Origin of the sequence: Streptomyces sp. NPDC002742 (assembly GCF_042888885.1) — a bacterium.
Taxonomy (GTDB): domain Bacteria; phylum Actinomycetota; class Actinomycetes; order Streptomycetales; family Streptomycetaceae; genus Streptomyces.
On the sequence record NZ_JBIAQF010000022.1, the window covers coordinates 39,820 to 60,361 of the forward strand.

Below are 20,542 nucleotides of genomic sequence, written 5' to 3' on the forward strand. Positions count from 1 at the left end.
CCGGGGCCTCTTCCCGCCAGGACCACCCGGACGACGAACTCCGCACGCTGTCACGACTGTCGCTCAACCTTTCGACACCCTGCCCTGTCTCGAAGGTCATTGTTGTCGCGTTGTTCACGGCGCGTATTTCTTGGTCTTGGGAGGGGTTCCATGAGGGTGAGCCAGGTGCCACGGGGAGTGTGGGCCACGGCCGGGGTGCTGGCGGTGGCCGCCGCGACGGTGGGTGTGCCGTCCGAACGTGCTGTTGCCGTCGGAGCGGGGCTGGAGGTGGCCTCGGGTTCCGGCGCCTACACCCTGAAGGCCGAGCCCTACATACCGTCGGACTCGAACACGTCGGATTCCGTGACGCTGACCAACACGGGCACGACGAAGATCACGTCGTACACGCTCACCGTCGACTACAGCTCGCTCGACGGGGTCGTGGACGTCACCGCCCCCTTCTCCGGGTGCGAGAAGAAGACCGCGGGCGTCCTGGTCTGTCAGGGCAAGGACGCTCCCTCCCCTGGCAAGACGACCCGGCTCGAGAACTTCCGGGTGCGGAGCCTGAAGGGTGCGCGGGGCGGGACCACCAGCGAGATCCGGGTCAGCGGACAGGCCGACGGAGCCGCGATCACCGAACGGGTGTGGAAGGTCGACATCCTGGACAAGGGGTCCCGGCGGCGTGCCGACCTGGACGGGCAGCAGGCCCCTCGAAGATCCCTCGGTCGAGACGACGGTCACGATTCCCCCGGGCACGACCGCGGTGAAAGTCCCGGAGCGGTGCTGGGTGCGGGGGCGACGGTCGCCGTCTCCCGCGGTTTCCGGATCAAGAAGACGGTAAAAAAACCACGCACCACATCCCCCTCACCCCGCAACCTTTCACCTCGGCAAGGAGTCGAACTCCCGTCCGGTGATGATCACTTCACCGGAGTCTCCTTCTGTCCCGTCTGGGGTATGTCATGAGTTCTGTCTTCGTCGCACGCGTCTTGCGTCGCGGGGTATGCGCGGGAGCCGTGGGGGCGTTAGCCGTCGCCGGTCTCGGGAGTGGGGTCGCTTTCGCCGACGAGGCGCAGAGCGATCAACTGTGGATCCACGCGCCGTACGATCACGCGGTCACCGTCGCTCCGGACAGCGGTGCGGCGCAGTACCGATCGCTGGCGATCGGCCTGTACCACGACAACGGCAACTTCACCGTGACCGAGGGGCGGCTGACCGTCGACGTCTCCGGGCTCGCCGGGGTCGCCGAGGTGGCCTGGCCCGACAACTGCACGCCGGACGACGCCGGGACCGTCGCCGTGTGCGACACCGGCAACGTGTCGACCCGCTACAGCGCGCAGGTACGGCTGAACGTACGGGCCGCCGCCGGTGCCGCCGTGGGAGCGAAGGGCGCGATCGAGTACTCCGCCGAGGCCACCGGCGGACCGGACGGCACACTCGTGGCCCCGCAGCGCTCCGCGGAGACCACCGTCACCGTCGGCTCCGGCCCGGACCTCAGCGTCAGCGCCCCCCACGACGTCAGCGGCGTCACGCCCGGCACCAGCCTCACCGTGCCGTTCTCCGTCACCAACACAGGCAACGAGACCGCTCACGGCTTCAGCGTGAAGATGTGGGCGACGTACGGCCTCGACGTCGTCACCCGCTACCCGCAGTGCACCTACACCGGGCCGAACGACAGCGGCGCGTACGCGACCATGACGTATGTGACCTGCTCCTTCGACACCGACGTCACGCCCGGTGCCACCGTGGAGCTGCCGGAGCCGTTGCGGCTGGCCGTGACAGGCCACGCGCTGTACGAGCGGTTCGACCGCGAGGTCGAGCCCGCCGGCGACGCCACCGACCTCGACACCTCGGACAACGGCGGTTCCTCGCGCATAGTCGCCGACAACACCGCCGACTTCTCCGTGCAGGGCACCGAGGTGAGCGGCGCGGCCGGTGACACCGTCACGGCCGCCTTCCGCTTCGTCAACCACGGCCCGGCCTGGGTCGGCGACGTCGTCTCCGGTGACCCGGTCGCCGTGATCGACTTCTATCTCCCGGAGGGCACCACGGCCACGTCCGTACCCGACACCTGCCGCACCGCCCGGACGTCGGGGGACGACCCGGCCATCGGCCACTACGCCTGCACCCTGCCGATGGTGGCCAAGCCCGACCTCGACGTCCTCTTCCCGTTCCGGTTGCGCATCGACCGGGTCGTGCCCGACGCGGCGGGTCGCGTCGTCGCCCGGCCCTACTACGGCGCGGCCCTCGCCTTCGACCCGGACACCACGAACAACTCGGCCAACGTGATCGTCAACCCGTCCGCCTGACAGCGGTAAGGGCCTGACAGCGGAAAGGGGGCGAGCTCGCGGCTCGCCCCCTTTCCGTTTCCGCGCCACGGCGGGCGCCGGCGTGGGCGGGCCATGGCCCAGCCCCTTCGCGGGACGCGACCCGCGTCAATTCGCGTGGAACCTCTTCGGCGCCTCGGTCGGATTGCCGCCCGCGGGCAGTTTCTGGCCGGGGCAGCCGCCCAGGACCTTCTTCATGGCCGCCTTCTCGGCGCTGGTGACCCAGAGTCCGTACTTCTTCTTCACCGCCACCTGTGCGGCGACATACGTGCAGCGGTACGCCTTGTTGGGCGGGAGCCAGGTCGCGGTGTCGCCGTCGCCCTTGCTGCGGTTGGCGCTCGCTCCGACGGCACGGAGGTTGAGCGGATCGTTGGCCAGCGCTATCCGCTTGCTCGCGTCCCAGTACTTGGCGCCCGTCTGCCAGGCGTCCGAGAGCGCGACGAGGTGGTCGATGTCGACCAGGCTGCGCCCGCGGACGAAGGTGACGTCCTTGCCGCCGTACGGATCGGGTTCGAGGACTCCGCGGGACACCCTGCACTTGCCGTCGCTGAGCTTCACTTCCTTCAGGTCCCGCTTGAGGATGTCGTCACGGGTGTCGCACGCGTTCGCGTCGGTGTCGGCCCAGGCCGTGCCGAACCGCTCCCTGGTGTACCCGGTCTTGGGCGCGCGCCCCTTGACGGCCAGCGAGTCCACGGCGGCGTAGGCGGCGCCACCGCTGCCGGCGGTCGTCTCCTGCGGTCCCGTGGAACCCAAGGCGTCCTTCTTGCAGCCGCTCACTCCGGCGCCGATGACGAACACCACCACTGCGGCAGCCGCCGCCCCACCCCTCAGACGCAGCACAGCGCCCCTCCCCTTCGCCTCCCCGGGTCCGCCCAGATCGGACGTGATTCCCGTCTGCCCAAGGTAACGGCCGCCATTCCTCGGCCATACCAGACATCAATGGGCAATGGGCGCACGCCGGGCGTATCGTCGGTGCTGAGTCACCTCCGGAAGGAGCTCTGGATGGGCATCTTCGACAGGTTCAAGAGCAACCGCGCGGCACAGGAAAAGGCAGGACAGATGTCCGATGCCGCCGAGAAGCAGGCCAACAAGAAAACCGGCGACAAGTACACGGACAAGGTCGACGACGCGCAGCAGAAGGCCGAAGGCGCAATGGGGATGGACCGTAACCGCGACCGGCCGGGACAGTCCTAGCCGGAGCGAAACGAGAACCACCTCCCCTTCCAGCCCCATCGCGGCATCCCCGCCGGGTGGGGCAGGGCCGTTCGGGGGCATCCCCTCCCCCCTCCTTCCCGCACCGGCCCCGCGCGCGCTGTGCCACCCAGGCAGGGGCGTGCCGTCGCACCGCCCCCGCACCGTCGCCCAGGCATACGCGTGCCGTCGCGCCGCCCCCACGCCGTGACGCCCTCCGGCCGGTCGCCGTCGCCGCGGTCAGACCTTTCGGTCAGACCTTCCCGATCCCGAGCGTCGTCTCCGACGGCAGCAGCCCCGAGCTCAGCACCGCGACCCAGAACTCCCCGAGCAGGTCCGCGAGGCGGGTGACGCCGTCCGGGCCGAGCGAGCGCCAGGGGTCGACGGCGAGGCGGTCGGTGTGGTGCTCGACCTGACGGCGCACCTCACGGCCGGCGTCCGTGGCGATGCCGTCCTTGTCCACAAGACCCCGTGCGGCCAGACGGCCTCTGGCCGCGGCCCACTCCTCGGAGCTCCAGCCCCGGCTCTCGAACCGCTCCACGGAGGCCGCCCCTATCGCCGCGAAGGAGACCAGCGACTCGACCGGGTCGAGGCCGGCGACGAGCAGGGCGGCGAGGTGGCCGTCGCCGCGATGCTCGCGCAGGATCGTCGCCGCATGCCACAGCTGGAGATGCGGGGTCTCGGGCCAGGGCAACTCGGCGTTCGCCGCAGCGAGTTGACGCCCTGCGGTGTTCGCCGCCTCGGCGGCCCGGCGGGCCAGCGCGGCGGCCTCGACGAGTTCGGGCGCGGTGACGCGGTCGCCGAGTATCGCGCGGTACGCCCGGTCGACGGACCGCTCCCGCGCCGCGAGCACCCGCTCCGGACTCGCGTTCCGCCAGGCCGACTTGATGTGCTCGTCCACCATGCGCGGACTGAAACCGTAGAAGGCGGAGGCCACCCGCCGACTGCCGACGGCCCCCAACGGCGCCGCGCGGTAGGGGAAGTAGCTGGGCCAGCGTTCCTGGGTCCCGTATCCGAGTGCCGCTGCCTCCTCGAAGGCCTCCGGCGCGTAGTACAGCACGGCGTGCAGGGGCTCAAGCAGATGCCAGAGCTGGCGCACCCGGCCGAGATCGACGAACGCCCCTGCTGTCGGCATCGCCTCCCCGGGCACCCCTGCGTCCGCGAACCTTGCCTCGCCGCCGGCTCCACTCGTCCCGCCCAGGTTCCCGGACATGACCCACCCCTCGTCACGTATCGACACGCTCCACAACTTGACATTGCCAAGATTGCCCGAGTCGGACGAACTTGTCAACGACTAGATTCGGCGTAGGCTTCTTTCATGAATCCCGCGAAGACCAGCGGCTCCGCGCGCCCCTACCACCACGGCGACCTGCGCCGCGCCATCCTCGGCGCCGCTCTCGACGTCATCACCGTCGAGGGGCCCTCAGCGGTGAGCCTGCGCGATCTGGCCCGCCGCGCGGGCGTCTCGCACGCCGCCCCGGCCCACCACTTCAAGGACCGCGTCGGCCTGCTCACGGCCATCGCGGCGGAGGGCTTCGGGCTCCTGGCGACCGCGCTCGACGACGCCGCCGACCTGCGCGACGCGGGTGTGCGCTACGTACGTTTCGCGCGGGAGTATCCCGCCCACTTCCAGGTCATGTTCGCCCCGGAACTGCTCCGCGAGAACGACCTGGAGCTCACGACGGCCCGGACGCTGGCGGGCGTACGACTGCGCGCCGCCGTCTCCGCGCTCCCCTCGGAGGGACGCGGCCCCGACACCCGCCTCGCCGGTATCGCGGCCTGGTCCCTCGCCCACGGCTTCGCCACACTCCTGATCAGCCACAACCTGGACGGCCAGGTGGGCGAGGAGGACCCCGAAGAAATCTTCCACGCCCTGACGGAAATGCTGTTCCGCCCCCAGCGGCCTTGACCGGGTCCGGCTTTGACCAGGTCCGGCCTTGATCAGGTCCTCGGTACGGGAGGAACCGTCAAGACCCCAGGATCGAAGCCAGGAACTCCCCGGTCCAGCCGAGCAACTCCCGTCCCACCAAAGGCCTTCCGCCGACCTTCGCCGTCTTCGGGCGGGGGACGAGGACCTGGTGGGCGGTCGGCTTGATGACGGTTCCCGGATACAGGCGCATCAGGCGCAGTTCCTGGGACTCCCTCAACTCCACGGGCGCGAAGCGGATGTTGTTGCCCTGGAGGACGATCTCGCCGACCCCGCAGGCGCGCGCGAGCATCCGCAGTCCCGCCACCAGGAGCAGGTTCTCGACCGGCTCCGGGAGCTTGCCGTAGCGGTCGACGAGTTCCTCGCGTACGGCCTTGACGTCCTCCTCTGTGTTGGCGGAGGCGATGGACCGGTACGCCTGGAGGCGCAGCCGCTCGCCCGGCGCGTACTCGTGCGGGACGTGCGCGTCGACCGGCAGCTCGATCTTGACCTCCAGCGGCGGCTCCTCCTCCACACCGCCCTCCAGCGAGGCGCGGTAGTCCGCGACCGCCTCGCCCACCATGCGGACGTACAGGTCGAAGCCGACTCCGGCGATGTGGCCCGACTGCTCGCCGCCGAGCAGGTTGCCCGCGCCGCGGATCTCCAGGTCCTTCATCGCCACGTACATGCCCGCGCCCATCTCGGTGTGCTGGGCGATCGTCGCGAGCCGCTCGTGGGCCGTCTCCGTGAGGGGCTTCTCCGGCGGGTACAGGAAGTAGGCGTAGCCGCGCTCCCGGCCGCGGCCGACCCGGCCGCGCAGCTGGTGGAGCTGCGACAGGCCGAAGTTGTCGCCGCGCTCCACGATCAGCGTGTTGGCGTTCGAGATGTCGATGCCCGATTCGACGATCGTCGTGGAGACCAGTACGTCGAACTTCTTCTCCCAGAAGTCCACGACCACCTGCTCCAGCGCCCCCTCCGACATCTGGCCGTGAGCCGTGGCGATCCGCGCCTCCGGGACGATCTCCCTGAGGCGGGCGGCCGCCCGGTCGATGGACTCGACCCGGTTGTGGATGTAGAAGACCTGGCCCTCGCGCAGCAGTTCACGGCGGATCGCCGCGCCGATCTGCTTCTCCTCGTACGGGCCGACGAAGGTCAGCACCGGGTGCCGCTCCTCGGGCGGGGTGGTGATCGTGGACATCTCGCGGATGCCCGTCACCGCCATTTCGAGCGTACGGGGAATGGGGGTCGCGGACATCGTGAGGACGTCGACGTTGGCGCGGAGCTTCTTGAGCTGTTCCTTGTGCTCGACGCCGAAGCGCTGTTCCTCGTCGACGATGACCAGGCCCAGGTCCTTGAACTTGGTCTCGGAGGAGAACAGGCGGTGGGTGCCGATGACGAGGTCCACCGAGCCCTCGCGCAGCCCCTCCAGGACCGCCTTGGCCTCGGTGTCCGTCTGGAAGCGGGACAGGGCGCGGACGTTCACCGGGAACTGCGAGTAGCGCTCGGAGAACGTGCCGAAGTGCTGCTGCACCAGCAGGGTCGTGGGGACGAGGACCGCCACCTGCTTGCCGTCCTGCACCGCCTTGAACGCGGCGCGGACCGCGATCTCCGTCTTGCCGTAGCCGACGTCGCCGCAGATCAGGCGGTCCATCGGGACCGTCTTCTCCATGTCCTCCTTGACCTCGGCGATCGTCGTGAGCTGGTCGGGGGTCTCCGCGTACGGGAACGCGTCCTCCAGTTCGCGCTGCCAGGGCGTGTCGGCGCCGAAGGCGTGGCCCGGGGCCGCCATCCGTGCCGAGTACAGCTTGATCAGGTCCGCGGCGATCTCCTTGACCGCCTTCTTGGCGCGCGCCTTGGTCTTGGTCCAGTCGGCGCCGCCCAGGCGGTGCATGGTCGGGGCCTCGCCGCCGACGTACTTGGTGATCTGTTCCAGCTGGTCGGTGGGGATGTAGAGGCGGTCGCCCGGCTGGCCGCGCTTGGCGGGGGCGTACTCGACGACCAGGTACTCGCGGGTCGCGGTCTGGACGGTGCGCTGGACCATCTCGATGTAGCGGCCGACACCGTGCTGTTCGTGGACGATGTAGTCGCCGGTCTCCAGGGTCAGCGGGTCGATCGTCTTGCGGCGGCGGGCCGGCATCCGGGCGCCGTCCTTGCCGGCCGCCTTCTGGCCGGAGAGGTCGGTCTCCGTCAGGACGGCGAGGCGCAGCGCCGGGTCGACGAAGCCGTAGTCGATGGAGCCGCAGGCCACGTGTACGACGGAGGGGCCGATCCCGGTGAGGTCGATGTCCAGGCGGGCTGCGATGCCCTCGCCGCCCAGCACCTCGACGGTGCGTGCCGCCGGGCCGTGCGCCTCCGTGACGTAGACCGTGTGCCAGCCCTCGGCCAGCCAGCCCTTGGTGTCGGCGAGCGCGCGGGCGGTGTCGCCGCGGTAGGTCTCGGGGGCGTGCATGCCCAGCTTGAGGGTGTCCCCCACCCCTCCGGCGAAGGCGTCCGTGAGTTCCCCGTCGGCGGCGAACGGCGACACCGACCACCACATCATGTCCAGGTCGCGGGCCCGGTCCCGTACGTCCGCGATGGACCACAGGGAGGCCGCGCCGACGTCGATGGGCGCCTCGCCGCCCCCGGCCGTCGCCGCCCAGGACGCCTGGAGGAACTCCTGCGAGGTCGCGACCAGGTCCGAGGCCCGGGTCCGTACCCGCTCCGGATCGCACACGATCGTCATCGCGCCCTCGGGCAGGACGTCGAGCAGCAGTTCCATGTCGTCGACGAGGACCGGGGCGAGCGATTCCATGCCTTCCACGGCGATGCCCTCGGCGATCTTGCCGAGGAGTTCGCCCAGCTCCGGGTGGGCCTCGGCGAGGGCTGCGGCCCTCGCCCGCACGTCTTCGGTGAGCAGCAGTTCGCGGCAGGGCGGGGCCCACAGGCCGTGTTCGGCGACCTCCAGGGAGCGCTGGTCCGCGATCTTGAAGTAGCGGATCTCCTCGATGTCGTCGCCCCAGAACTCCACCCGCAGCGGGTGCTCCTCGGTGGGCGGGAAGACGTCCAGGATGCCGCCGCGGACGGCGAACTCGCCGCGCTTCTCGACGAGTTCGACGCGGGAGTAGGCGGCTGCCGCGAGCGCCGCGACGGTGTCGCCCAGGTCGGCCGTGCTTCCGGTGCGCAGGACGACCGGCTCCAGGTCGCCCAGGCCCTTGACCTGCGGCTGGAGGACCGAGCGGATGGGAGCGACGACGACGGACACCGGGCCGGTCTCGGGGTCGTCGGGGCGCGGGTGGGCGAGGCGCCGCAGGACGGCGAGACGCCGGCCGACGGTGTCCGACCTGGGCGAGAGCCGTTCGTGCGGCAGCGTCTCCCACGACGGGTACTCCGCCACGCCGTCCGGCGGGAGCAGGGTGCGCAGGGCCGCGGCCAGGTCCTCGGCCTCGCGGCCCGTGGCCGTCACCGCCAGCACCGTACGGCCGGTCTCGCGGGCGAGCGCGGCGACGGCGAACGGGCGCGCCGCCGGTGGGCCGACCAGGTCGACGTGCATCCGGTGGCCGTCGGCGGCCGCCCGAATCGCTTCCGCGAGGGCGGCGTCCTTGACTACGGCGTCGAGCAGACCGTGCAGGCTCATGGAGGGGCACTTCCGTCCGAGGGCCCGGGGCACGTACGCGCCGTACCGGGGGCCGGGTGGGCAACACGAAGGGCCCGACGCGTGTGACGGGCCGGGGGTGTCAAGCCTACGACGCTGCGCTCCCACCCGCCGGGCCTGTGGACAACGCCCGACACAGACCGTGTCAGGGAGCCCCGGCCATGGTGCTCCCGCCCGGTTCACCCCGGCCTCGGAAGCTGACGGCCACACCGCACCCCGGCTCTATCACCAGGAGTAGCGCGGAACCGAACGCGGCGGCGATCCTCTCCAGTAAAGACATCGTCGGCATACATTTCCCGTGCTCCAGCCGGGATATCGCCGACTGTGTCATCCCGGAGAGTTCGGCGAGGCGCTCCTGCGTCATTCCGGCCTCGCCCCGCCGGCTCCGGACGGCCTTTCCCAGGGACTCCTCCATTGATTCACGTCGCCCCTCTCCCGCACCCGGCATTGTCCTGTTTACTCCCATTGGCGACGATCCACCACAACTCCCGTCCACCAGAACCCGGCGGTACATGTTTCCGGCCTTTCGCGCACGGAGAGTAATGGCCTCACGGGTGCCCGAGCCCCCGCTTGAGCGAAATCTGAGCCTTCCCTCCCCCCATATCCCACACATCACATATAGCGGGACTGGCATGAGGTCGACCATCACCGAACAACCCCTGGTCAGAGCCATGGAATACTGAATTCCGATTCACTCGGGCCAAGTCCCGCCCGTATCCGATTGCGAACGCGGCCGCGAACATGCCAACCTTGCGCCACCTCGCGAAGAGAAGGGAAAAAGTTGAACACCGTGCGCAATTCGATCCACGCGGCCGCCCTTTCGGGAATCATCCTCATATCGGGAGCAGTACCGGCTCTCGCCGATTCCTCCGCTTCGGCCTCGCCGGTTTCCGTGCAGGCCACCGCTTCCGTGACCAAGTCCCAGAAGCTCACGAAATTGTCGACCCTCACGCAGACGTCCGCGACCTCCCAGAACGCCTGGTTCAAGGCACTCGGACAGCACAGGACGCACAATCAGGCGATCGCGAAGTACAATTTCGACTGGTCGACCAACTACTGCTCGTCGTCCCCGAACACCATCCCCGGCGGATACGACTTCAAGTTGCCGTGTTACCGACATGACTTCGGATACCGTAATTACAAGAAGCTCGTCGGTAACGCCAAATTCAAGAGGAGCTACAAGCTCCGGATCGACCAGGGGCTCCACGCCGACTTGAACCGGGAGTGCGCAAGGAAGTTCTGGGACGACCCGTACACCCCGGCCATGCGCAGAACGCTGAAGAACAAGTGCTATTCGACGGCCACGGATTACTACATCGCCGTCCGCGCCTCGGGCTGACCACCGCCCGACCCCGTTCGGCCGGGCCTCTCCCCCGCCCGGCCCGTCCGGCGCCGACCGGACGTACCACCGAGGGGTGTGGGCCACCGCCCACACCCCTCGGTCCGGACCGCGCCGGAGCCTCTCGGACCTGTCCGTCCGGTCCTAATCCGTGGCGATCGCGTTCAGTACGTTCATCCGGCCCGCCCGGAACGCCGGGATCAGGGCGGCGAACAGGCCCACGAAGGCCGAGCCGACGAAGACCCCGATGATGGTCGGCCAGGGGATCTCCAGGACCTTCAGGCCCTCCAGGGCGAGGAGCTGCTGGGCGGTCGCGCCCCAGCCCATGCCCAGACCGAGGCCGAGCAGCGCGCCGAAGAGGGCGATGACCACCGACTCCATCCGGATCATGCGGCGCAGCTGGCGGCGCGAGAGACCGATGGCCCGCATCAGACCGATCTCCCTGGTGCGCTCGACCACCGACAGGGCGAGGGTGTTCACCACACCCAGGACCGCGACGATGATCGCGAGGGCGAGCAGGCCGTAGATCAGGTTCAGGAGCTGGCCGATCTGGTCCTTCATGGCCTGCTTGTAGTCGGTCTGGTCGCGGACCTGGTACTGCGGGTAGTCGTGCAGGGAGGACTTCAGGGCCTTGTACGCGCTGTCCTGCTGTCCGTCCTTGGCCGAGGCGAAGACCATCGCGTCCAGGGGCATCTTGTCGGCCGGCACGTACTTGGCGAGCGTGGCGATGGAGATGTACTTCGAGCCCTTGTCGATGACGGCGTCGCTGCTGGTGATGGCGCGGACCGTCAGGTTCGCGGTGGCGCCGTCCTTGAAGGCGACCTTGATCTTCGACCCGAGGTGGATGCCGTGGTCCTTGGCGAACTTGTCGTGCACGGACATCGAGTCGGGCAGGTAGGCGTCCTTCAGGTCGCCGGCGACGGTCTTGGTCCGCAGGTCGGTGGCGTACGACGGGTCGGCCGCCGTGATGTCGGTGTTCTTGAGCGTCTTGCCGTCGGGGGTGGTGTAGTCGCCCTCGGTGACCCGGTACTCGGTGACCCGGGACAGCCCCGGCGTCTTCTTCACCGCCTGCGCGGCCTGCGGGGTGATCGGCTGGCCGCCGTCGTTCTGGATGATGAAGTCGGTGCCGACGGTTTTGTCGAGCTCGTCGGTCGCGGAGGCGACCATGGAGGAGCCGACCACCGACAGGCAGGCGACCAGCGCGAGGCCGATCATGAGGGCGGCGCCGGTGGCGCCGGTGCGGCGCGGGTTGCGCAGGGCGTTGCGCTCGGCCAGGCGTCCCACCGGGCCGAACGCCCGCAGCAGGACCGCGCCCAGGACGCGCACCACACCGCTCGCGAGCAGCGGGCCGATGATGACGAACCCGAGCAGGCTGAGCACCACGCCGAGGCCGAGCCACATCGAGCCCTCGCTCGCCTTGGTGGCGTCGGCGGCGAGGTAGAGGCCGAAGCCGCCGGCGCCGGTGAGGAGCAGGCCGAGCACGGCCCGTACGACTCCGGCCTTCGCGTCGGCCGGGGCGCCGGCGTCGCGCAGGGCGGCCATCGGGGAGACCTTGCCGGCCCGGCGGGCCGGCAGATAGGCCGCCAGGACCGTGACGACGATGCCCAGCACCATGCCGATCACCGGGGTCGTCCAGGCCACCGTCAGGTCGTCGGTGGACAGGTTCATGCCGGTCATGCCCATGAGCTTCATCAGGCCGACGGCGATGCCGATGCCCGCGCCGACACCGAGGGCGGAGCCGAACGTGCCGAGGAGCAGTGCCTCGACCAGGACCGAGCGGTTGACCTGCTTGCGGCTGGAGCCGATGGCCCGCATCAGACCGATCTCGCGGGTGCGCTGGGCGACGAGCATCGAGAAGGTGTTGATGATCAGGAAGATGCCGACCAGGAAGGCGATCCCGGCGAAGCCGAGCATCGCGTACTTCATGACGTCCAGGAAGCTGCCCACGTCCTGGCGGTTGGCGTCGGCGGTCTCCTTGGCCGTCTGCACCTTGTAGTGGCCGCCGGTCGTGGCCGTCACGTCCTGCTTGAGCCGGGCGTCGCTGACCCCGGCGGCGGCGGTGACGTTCACGTTGGTGTAGACGCCGGTCCGGCCGACGAGCGTCTTCTGGGCGGTCGGCGTGTCCAGGTAGAAGATGGCCGCGCCGGGGTTGGTGACGGTGAAGGTGGCGATGCCGGAGATCTTCGCTGTGTGCGTGCCGACCGCGCTGATCACGCCGATCTCGTCACCGAGCTTCAGGTGGTGCTTGTCCGCGGTGTCCGCGTCGACCATCACCTGACCGGAGCCCTTCGGCGCCGAACCGGAGGTGACCTTCATCGTGCGGGCCTCGTTGGCGTTCCAACTGCCGACGATGGTGGGCGCGCCACTGGAGGGCGACAGGTTGTCCTTGGCGGCGTCGACGACGGTCACGGCGCTGGAGAAGACGGCGCCCTCGGCCGACTTCACGCCCGGCGCCGTACGCACCTGGTCGAGCACGGAGGCGGGCATGGACGGGGGCCTGCCGTTGCCGGACGTCGTCTCGCCGGTGTCCGAGGCGCTCTTCGCGCTCACGGTGACATCGGAGGAGGTGGCCGCGAAGAGTTTGTCGAACGTCGTGTTCATCGTGTCGCTGAACACCAGGGTGCCGCAGACGAAGGCCACCGACAGCAGGACCGCCACGGCGGACAGGGCCATGCGTCCCTTGTGCGCGAAGAAGTTGCGCATCGAGGTCTTGAGGACGGTCATGACGTCCGCCCGCGGGAGTCGAAGTCCTTCATGCGGTCCAGGACCTGATCGGCCGTCGGCTGGTGCATCTCGTCGACGATCCTGCCGTCCGCGAGGTACAGCACGCGGTCCGCGTACGAGGCCGCCACCGGGTCGTGCGTGACCATCACGATCGTCTGGCCGAGGTCGTCCACCGAGCGCCGCAGGAAGCCCAGCACCTCGGCGCCGGCCCGGGAGTCGAGGTTTCCGGTCGGCTCGTCGCCGAAGATGATCTCGGGACGGGCCGCCAGTGCCCGGGCCACCGCGACGCGCTGCTGCTGGCCGCCGGAGAGCTGGTTGGGGCGGTGCTTGAGCCGGTCCGCGAGACCGACGGTCTCCACGACCTGGTCCAGCCACGCCCGGTCGGGCTTGCGGCCCGCGATGTCCATCGGGAGCGTGATGTTCTCCAGGGCGTTCAGCGTCGGCAGCAGGTTGAAGGCCTGGAAGATGAAGCCGATCCGGTCCCGGCGCAGTTGCGTCAGCTTCTTGTCCTTGAGCCCGGTGATCTCGGTCTCGTCGAGGAAGATCTGGCCGGAGGTGACGGTGTCGAGCCCGGCGAGGCAGTGCATCAGCGTGGACTTGCCGGAGCCCGACGGGCCCATGATCGCGGTGAACCGGCCCCGCGCGATGTCCACGTCGACCTGGTCGAGGGCGACGACGCGGGTCTCGCCGGACCCGTACGCCTTGACGACCTGACGCGCCCGCGCGGCGACGGCCGTACGCCCTCCAGTGCCCTCGTGCCTGGGAATGCTTACAGCCGATGTCACGGTATGTCTCCTAAGTCGGCCGACAGGGGGACCTGCCGGGCTGCGAAAGTCTGCGAGCGGGTGCGACGGGCCTCGACGGTCCGCACCGCGTTGACGCGGTGCGCTGGCCACGTCCGTAAGTCTGGTGCCGGGAGGGGGTCGGCCGCGCTGGTGCACGACCCCGTCTTCTGCTGGGGAAAACCCCACCCCCGCAGGTGCGGTCCGTACGACCGGAACGCGCCCCCGACGGCGTAAAGCCAGGTTAAGGACGACCCCGGCCCCGTCTCGTCCTCCGGCGGGACGAACCCTCCCCGACCCCTAATGCGGAGATCCCCCTAGGGGTCCTCCACCCTTCGGTGGACAACTCCTCGGGGTCGGTCCACCCCCGGGCCCACACAGCCCTCCGCCCTCCCCCGGCGTGAGGCTCAAGTGGGAAGCTGCTCCCACCGGATAGATGCAGGGGGAAGGAATCCCGTGGGCGAGGGGCACACCGAGATACCGGCCGTACGGGAGCAGCCTCCCCGCACGACCCGCGCCGGGACCCGGCGGCGCGGCGCCGTCGTCGCCGCGCTCATGCTGGCGATGGCTCTCGCCGCGCTCGACTCCACCATCGTGTCCACCGCCGTCCCGCAGATCGTCGGCGACCTCGGCGGATTCTCCGTCTTCTCCTGGCTGTTCTCGGGCTACCTGCTCGCCGTCACGGTCACGCTCCCCGTCTACGGCAAGCTCTCCGACACCTTCGGCCGCAAGCCGGTCCTCGTGGCGGGTGCCGCCGTGTTCCTCCTCGGCTCACTGCTGTGCGCCACCGCCTGGAACATGGCCGCGCTCATCGCCTTCCGCGTCGTGCAGGGCCTGGGCGGCGGCGCCCTCCAGGGCACCGTGCAGACACTCGCCGCCGATCTGTACCCGCTCAGGGAACGCCCGAAGATCCAGGCCAAGCTGTCCACCGTGTGGGCGACCTCGGCCATCGCGGGTCCCGCCCTGGGCGGAGTCCTCGCGGCGTACGCCGACTGGCGGTGGATCTTCCTCGTCAATCTGCCGGTCGGCGCCCTCGCCCTGTGGCTGATCGTCCGTCATCTGCACGAACCGCAGCGGGCCCGCCCGGCCCGGCGGCCCCGGATCGACTGGGCGGGCGCACTCGCGGTGTTCGCCTGTGGCGGCGTCCTGCTGACCGCCCTGGTGCAGGGCGGTGTCGCCTGGGACTGGCTCTCGGGGCCCTCGGCCGCCCTGTTCGGAACGGGACTCGTCCTCGTCGCGGTCGTCGTGGCCGTCGAACGGAGGGCGGCCGAACCGATCATTCCGGGCTGGGTGTGGCGCCGCCGGACGATCGCCGCGGTCAACCTCGCGCTCGGGGCGCTGGGCCTGCTCATGGTCGCGCCGACGGTGTTCCTGCCCACCTACGCGCAGGCGGTCCTCGGCCTCGCCCCGGTCGCCGCCGGGTTCGTGCTCTCCGTATGGACGTTGAGCTGGCCGGTGTCCGCGGCGCTCAGCCAGCACGTCTACCGCCGCATCGGCTTCCGCAACACCGCGATGCTCGGCATCGGCACGGCGAGCCTGCTCCTGCTGGCCTTTCCCTTCCTGCCCTATCCGGGCGAGCCGTGGCAGCCCGCCCTGCTGATGCTGCTCCTGGGCGGCGCGCTCGGGCTCTTCCAGCTCCCCCTGATCATCGGCGTCCAGTCCACCGTCGGATGGGCCGAGCGCGGTACGACCACCGCCTCCGTCCTCTTCTGCCGGCAGACCGGACAGACCCTGGGCGCCGCCCTGTTCGGCGCTGTCGCCAACGGCGTGCTGGCCGCACGGCTCGGCGGCGCCGGGGATCTCGACGCGGTGACCCGCGCGCTGGACTCGGGCGCGCCGGCCGGGCGGCTGCGCCAGGCGGTCGCCGACGCGGTCCACGCCGTCTACCTGGGCGCCGCCGGTGCCGCCGCCCTAGCCTTCCTGGTCCTGCTGTTCGTCGCACCGCGCCGCTTCCCGGTGCTCCGGGACTCCACAGACCCCACGGACCCCACAGACCCCACGGACGCCACGGACGCCACGGACTGACCGCGGCACGACGGCTCGTCCCCCCTGCCCGTTCGCCCAGGTGGCACCCCCGGTCCGAAGGACCTCCTGGACTTCGTCGACGACGACGTCGGACCGATCGACGGAGTCCGGCAGGTGCGGTCCTCCCGTGCTTCGGGATCCGCACCCACCGGTATCTCCGGGACGTCTGCCGAGCTCCGCCGGAACCGGGCGACCGCTTTCCGGGCGGTGTTCGGAGCAGCGGGTTCAGATACGGCGCACAGTGTGCAGCTTCGTCGCGTACGTGCCCGTGCCGTCGAGCAGCGACGCCCCGCCCAGGTCGGACATGGTGGGCCCGTCGACCGTCTTGCGGCTGGAGAGGAAACGCCGCTTGCCGGCCGCGTCCTGGCCCAGGTAGATACCGACATGGTCGACGGTCACGGTGCCGGAACCCGTGTCGTCGTCGCTCGAGTCCGCGTTGAACAGCACCAGATCGCCGGGCTGGAGCAAGGCCGCGACGGGCGGGGCGGTGCCGTCGGTGCGGTCGACGAGGACCCCGGGCGCATGGTCGGCGATGTCCCGCGACTTGCGCGGAATCCGGTTCCCGGACGTGTCCTCCCCCGCGGCCAGTGGCACCCCCATGTGATAGCCGTAGACCATCCGTGTGTAACCCGAGCAGTCGAGGTTGCCGACCTGCTTGCTGCTCGGCCCGGTGCGGGTCCCGTCGGGGAAGGTCCAGCCCACGTTCATGTACTCGTGGAAGTCGGCGCCCTCGTAGCGGTAGCCCTGCGGGTCGAGATAGCCGTAACCGGCCTCGCCCAGCACCTGCTTGCCCTGGGCGGGCCCGGCTCCGGCCGTCACGGCCGGAGCGTCCGCGAGGAACATGGCGGCATACGCCAGGACGTCGGGGACCGTGGAGCCGGCCCAGCCGCGGATCGTCTGTTCCAGCTGGGGCGTCCAGGTCCCGTCGAACGGCTCGGGCAGTACCCGCACCCAGTCTCCGTGCGTGACGGTGGGCGGGGTCTGCCAGTTCGCGGCGTCCACCTCGTAGCGGCTGACGGACAGGGCGACCGGCAGGTTCGTACAGCCCTTGTTGGCCAGGGCGCGCAGGCCCACACGGCCCTTGGCGAAGGTGGAGTCGGTGATGTCGACGGCCCACGCGGACGGCTCGGCCGACGCCGACCGCCATGCCTTGGCCTGGATCCGGGTGCCCTCCCGGCGCACCCGGATCGTCCAGTCGGTTCCCGCGGGCACACTCGTGCCGAGGGTGAGGGTGGCGGCCAGCTGCGTCACCGTGTCGTCGACCTCCTTCTCGACGCGCAGCTCGACCGCGCCCGACGTGAGGAACGACAACCGGGCCCGGTAGTTGCTGTGCGTGCTCTGGTAGCCGAACGTCAGCCCGAACGAACACGCCTGACCGGTGGGTATCTTGTCGAACCGTGCCGTGCAGCGGGCATCGACGTCCGTGATCTCGTCGTCTCGCAGGCTGGCGTGCCGGCTGTAGTTCTCGGTGGTGAGACCGACGACGCCGTAGCCCGGCACGACGGAGTAGTCGGTGTCCACCGGCCCGAGCGTCGACCAGCTGCCGCCGCCGGGAGACGTACCCCAGTAGGCCCGGTCCGCCGGGTCGAGCGAAGGGTCGGGCAGGGTGCGCTGGAAGTCGTCCACGAAGGGCCGCTTGTTCTCCGCGAACCTGCGCTGCGGCCCCGGCACCACGACAGTCCGCGCACCGTGGGTCAGTAACGCGACGCGCCGGCCGCCGGAGGTGACCTCGGTGCGCACCGGGGTTCCCGCCAGCACGGTCGCGGTGAGCGGGGCGCCGAGCGTCACCGAGCTGAAGTAGGAGGCGTCCAACGGCGGCAGAGTCACCGAGGAACGGGCCGAGGAGAGGCCGGCCGGACCCGCGAACGGATCCACGGGAACGGCCGCTCCGGCGGCACGGGCCGGTGCCGCCGCCGCTCCGGCGAGCGGCACGGAGGCGGCGGAGGCCGCGAGAACGGCGAGAAGTCTTCTTCGAGAGGTGTGAGGCATGAAAATCATGATCCCGGACAGGCCGAACACATGAACAGCAATGCTCTGATCGGGTTCGGATCCCGATGGAACGGATACGGTCCCCGCCGGAGCCTCCGCCGGGGCGTTTTGCCCTGACGGTCCGCGCCGGCCTCGCCGCGCCCCCGTGTCACGGCTTCCGCAGACGGCGCCATGCCTCGTAGTGCCCCGGCAGCGTCTCCTCGATCGGCCGGTAGGAGATGCCCGGTTTCGGACCACTTCGGCGGACGCGGCCGCGGTAAGCGCATACCGACCGACCAGTTCGGCGAAACGGTCGCGCGCTCCCGCTACCTGCGAGTAGCGTGCGCTGCTCACCCCCCAGCTCCCTGCGGTCCCGCACCGGACCCGAGCCACGCAAGGAGAACCGGGATGCCAGACGCGTTCTCGTCCCCCGAGCACCCAAGGCCACGTCACCAGCGTCCGCGCCAACGCCAGTACCCGCCGCCGCAGCCTCCCCGGAACCCCCCGCACCAGCCCTACCCGCCGGATTCGCCCCATTTGACGCATCCGCCGTATCCGACGCATCCGCCGTACGACGAGCAACCGCAGCGGCCCCGGCACTCCGGACATCCGGCGCCCGACCCCGCTCCCGCTCCCGCTCCCGCCCAGCTGACCTACCCCTGGCAACCACAGCCCCGGCCTCCCGAGCCCCCTCCACGGCGGAGGCCGCGCCACCAGCCGCTCGGACAGCACAGCGACATCAGGCTCCTGCGCGGCGCCTACCGTCGGCAGCGGCGCGTCGCGACCCTCACCGCACTCGGCTACTTCACCCTCTTCCTCCTCCTGTCGGCCTTCGCGCCGTCGCTGATGACGAGCACGGTGTCCGGCGGAATGCCGACCGGCCTGCTGCTCGGCCTGCTCCAGGTCCCCGTCACCTGCCTGGCCATCTGGCTGTACGAGCACTCCGCGCGCCGGCGCCTGGACCCGATCGCGGACCGGATCCGCAGGCAGACAGATCTGGACGCGAAGCGGGAGGCGGCACGATGACGGGGTTCACCAGTTCCGCGCAGGCCATGTCGCTCGTGGCGTTCACGGCCGTCGCCACGATCACCCTGCTGCTGTGCGTGATGACCGGCCCCGACCGCGATGACCTGGACGAGTTCTACACCGGCTACGGATCGCTCTCACCGATGCGCAACGGCCTCGCCATCGCCGGGGACTACATCTCGGCGGCGAGCGTGCTCGGCACCGGTGGCGTCATCGCGCTGGCCGGCTACGACGGGGTCGTCCTCGCCCTGAGCACGGCCCTCTCCCTGATGCTGCTGATGTTCCTGCTGGCCGAACCGCTGCGCAACGCGGGCCGGTTCACCATGGGCGACGCGCTCGCGCGCCGGACGCCGGGCCGGGCCGTCCGCAACACGGCCTGCGCGGTGACCATCGTGGCACTGCTGCCGCTGATGCTGGTCCAACTGGCGGGCGCGGGCGACCTACTGGCGTTCATCCTCGGTTTCTCCGGCGACTCCCTCAAGACCGGCTGCGTCATCGGCCTCGGCGTGCTGATGATCAGCTACGCGGCGATCGGGGGCATGAAGGGCACCGCCCTCATCCAGATCCTGAAGATCGTGATGCTGCTCGGCTCGGGCGCTGTCGTCGCCGTACTCGTCCTGCGGCGCTTCGACTGGAACCCCGGCACGCTGCTGGCCGCCGCCGCCGGGAACAGCGGCGTGGGCGACGCCTTCCTGCGCTCCGGCCTCCAGTTCGCGGGCGGCGCCAGCCCCCGCCTGGACATGATCACCTCGGAGCTGACGGTCGTCCTCGGCGGCGCCTGCCTCCCCCACATCACCATGCGCATGTACACGGCGGACAGTGCCCGTCAGGTGCGCAGGTCGCTGTCCTGGGCGGTTCCGTGCGTGGCCCTGTTCGTGCTGATCGTCAGCGTCATCGGCTTCGGCGCCACGGCCATGATCGGCCGCGGTGAGATAGCGGCAGCCGATCCGCAGGGCAACACGGCCTACCTGCTGGGCTCCAGGGCCGTGTTCGGCACATCCGTCTCCACCACCGAGACGCTCCTGTTCACCTCCGTGACGACAGCGATCTTCCTGACGCTGCTCGCGTCCGTCGCCGGGATGATCCTGGCCTGCGCCAACTCCCTCGCCCACGACGTGTTCGCGCACAGCAGGCTGTTCCGGGGCCGTCGCCACGACGACGAACTCTCCCCGCGCCGCGAGATGCTCCTCGCCCGTATCTCGGCACTGGCGGTGGGGGCACCGGCCATCCTGCTCGCCACCCTCGCCCAGCACCGCAGCCTGCAGCCGCTGGTCACCCTGTCCTTCTGCATCGGCGCCTCCGCGATCGCGCCCGCGCTGGTCTACAGCCTCTTCTGGCGCCGCTACACCCGCACCGGGCTCCTCGCCACGCTCATCGGCGGCACCCTTACCGTCCTCGTCCTCATGCCCGGCACCAACCTCGTCTCCGGCTCCCCCACCGCGGCGTTCCCGGACGCCGACTTCAACTGGTTCCCGTTCACCACGACCGGCCTCGTGTCGATCCCGCTGGGCTTCGCCTACGGGTGGATCGGGACCGTGGTCTCGGGGCGCCGGAAGGCGGAGGAGCAGCGGAGGCAGTACGAGGCGGTGGAGGGATGGATTCTGGCGGGGGCGATACGAAGGGGCGGTGAACGGGGGTGAGGGCGGG

15 protein-coding genes are annotated in these 20,542 nt (G+C 70.3%); 8 read left to right on the top strand and 7 right to left on the bottom strand.

Features of this window, described 5'->3' with window-relative positions; all coding sequences use genetic code 11:
• The first annotated feature begins 150 nt into the window (after positions 1-150).
• Positions 151-942, top strand: a complete 792-nt coding sequence (locus ACFYW8_RS32125) for a hypothetical protein (protein WP_389085277.1) — start codon at positions 151-153, stop codon at positions 940-942.
• Complete coding sequence (locus ACFYW8_RS32130) at positions 939-2,285, top strand: hypothetical protein (RefSeq protein ID WP_389085282.1); 1,347 nt, start codon at positions 939-941, stop codon at positions 2,283-2,285. Before ACFYW8_RS32125 ends, ACFYW8_RS32130 begins: the two co-directional genes overlap by 4 nt.
• 126 nt (positions 2,286-2,411) lie before the next feature.
• Here ACFYW8_RS32130 and ACFYW8_RS32135 read toward each other — a convergent pair whose 3' ends face one another.
• The gene (locus ACFYW8_RS32135) at positions 2,412-3,143 is read right to left on the bottom strand and encodes an HNH endonuclease family protein (RefSeq protein WP_389085286.1); all 732 of its coding nucleotides are present in this window, start codon (positions 3,141-3,143) and stop codon (positions 2,412-2,414) included.
• A 162-nt stretch (positions 3,144-3,305) separates the two neighbouring features.
• Here ACFYW8_RS32135 and ACFYW8_RS32140 point away from each other — a divergent pair, with 162 nt between their 5' ends.
• Positions 3,306-3,497 carry an antitoxin gene (locus ACFYW8_RS32140; protein WP_389085291.1) on the top strand — a complete coding sequence of 64 codons (192 nt, stop codon included), beginning with the start codon at positions 3,306-3,308 and terminating at the stop codon, positions 3,495-3,497.
• A 250-nt stretch (positions 3,498-3,747) separates the two neighbouring features.
• Here the strand turns inward: ACFYW8_RS32140 and ACFYW8_RS32145 are convergent, their stop codons facing one another.
• The gene (locus ACFYW8_RS32145; protein WP_389085683.1) at positions 3,748-4,629 is read right to left on the bottom strand and encodes a hypothetical protein; all 882 of its coding nucleotides are present in this window, start codon (positions 4,627-4,629) and stop codon (positions 3,748-3,750) included.
• Between the two features lie 183 nt (positions 4,630-4,812).
• Here ACFYW8_RS32145 and ACFYW8_RS32150 point away from each other — a divergent pair, with 183 nt between their 5' ends.
• Complete coding sequence (locus ACFYW8_RS32150) at positions 4,813-5,403, top strand: TetR/AcrR family transcriptional regulator (protein ID WP_389085296.1); 591 nt, start codon at positions 4,813-4,815, stop codon at positions 5,401-5,403.
• A 58-nt stretch (positions 5,404-5,461) separates the two neighbouring features.
• Here the strand turns inward: ACFYW8_RS32150 and mfd are convergent, their stop codons facing one another.
• The gene (gene mfd / locus ACFYW8_RS32155; RefSeq protein ID WP_389085301.1) at positions 5,462-9,013 is read right to left on the bottom strand and encodes a transcription-repair coupling factor; all 3,552 of its coding nucleotides are present in this window, start codon (positions 9,011-9,013) and stop codon (positions 5,462-5,464) included.
• Between the two features lie 163 nt (positions 9,014-9,176).
• A complete protein-coding gene (locus ACFYW8_RS32160) occupies positions 9,177-9,704 on the bottom strand; it encodes a helix-turn-helix transcriptional regulator (RefSeq protein ID WP_389085306.1) in 528 nt (175 codons plus the stop codon).
• A gap of 117 nt (positions 9,705-9,821) precedes the next feature.
• Between ACFYW8_RS32160 and ACFYW8_RS32165 the strand changes: the two genes are divergently transcribed.
• Entirely contained in the window at positions 9,822-10,370 is a 549-nt protein-coding gene (locus ACFYW8_RS32165) for a phospholipase A2 (RefSeq protein WP_389085687.1), read from the top strand.
• A gap of 144 nt (positions 10,371-10,514) precedes the next feature.
• On the opposite strand, the gene ACFYW8_RS32170 is transcribed toward ACFYW8_RS32165, so the two are convergent.
• Entirely contained in the window at positions 10,515-13,094 is a 2,580-nt protein-coding gene (locus tag ACFYW8_RS32170) for an ABC transporter permease (protein ID WP_389085311.1), read from the bottom strand.
• Entirely contained in the window at positions 13,091-13,879 is a 789-nt protein-coding gene (locus ACFYW8_RS32175; protein ID WP_365876509.1) for an ABC transporter ATP-binding protein, read from the bottom strand. Before ACFYW8_RS32175 ends, ACFYW8_RS32170 begins: the two co-directional genes overlap by 4 nt.
• A gap of 474 nt (positions 13,880-14,353) precedes the next feature.
• On the opposite strand from ACFYW8_RS32175, the gene ACFYW8_RS32180 reads away from it, so the two are divergent.
• Positions 14,354-15,901, top strand: a complete 1,548-nt coding sequence (locus tag ACFYW8_RS32180) for an MFS transporter (RefSeq protein ID WP_389085692.1) — start codon at positions 14,354-14,356, stop codon at positions 15,899-15,901.
• 225 nt (positions 15,902-16,126) lie between these two features.
• Here the strand turns inward: ACFYW8_RS32180 and ACFYW8_RS32185 are convergent, their stop codons facing one another.
• Complete coding sequence (locus tag ACFYW8_RS32185) at positions 16,127-17,890, bottom strand: NlpC/P60 family protein (protein ID WP_389085318.1); 1,764 nt, start codon at positions 17,888-17,890, stop codon at positions 16,127-16,129.
• Positions 17,891-18,406: 516 nt separating this feature from the next.
• Between ACFYW8_RS32185 and ACFYW8_RS32190 the strand changes: the two genes are divergently transcribed.
• A complete protein-coding gene (locus ACFYW8_RS32190; protein ID WP_389085323.1) occupies positions 18,407-18,895 on the top strand; it encodes a DUF485 domain-containing protein in 489 nt (162 codons plus the stop codon).
• Positions 18,892-20,535, top strand: coding sequence for a cation acetate symporter (locus ACFYW8_RS32195; protein WP_365876513.1), 1,644 nt, complete (start codon positions 18,892-18,894; stop codon positions 20,533-20,535). Before ACFYW8_RS32190 ends, ACFYW8_RS32195 begins: the two co-directional genes overlap by 4 nt.
• Positions 20,536-20,542 lie beyond the last annotated feature (7 nt).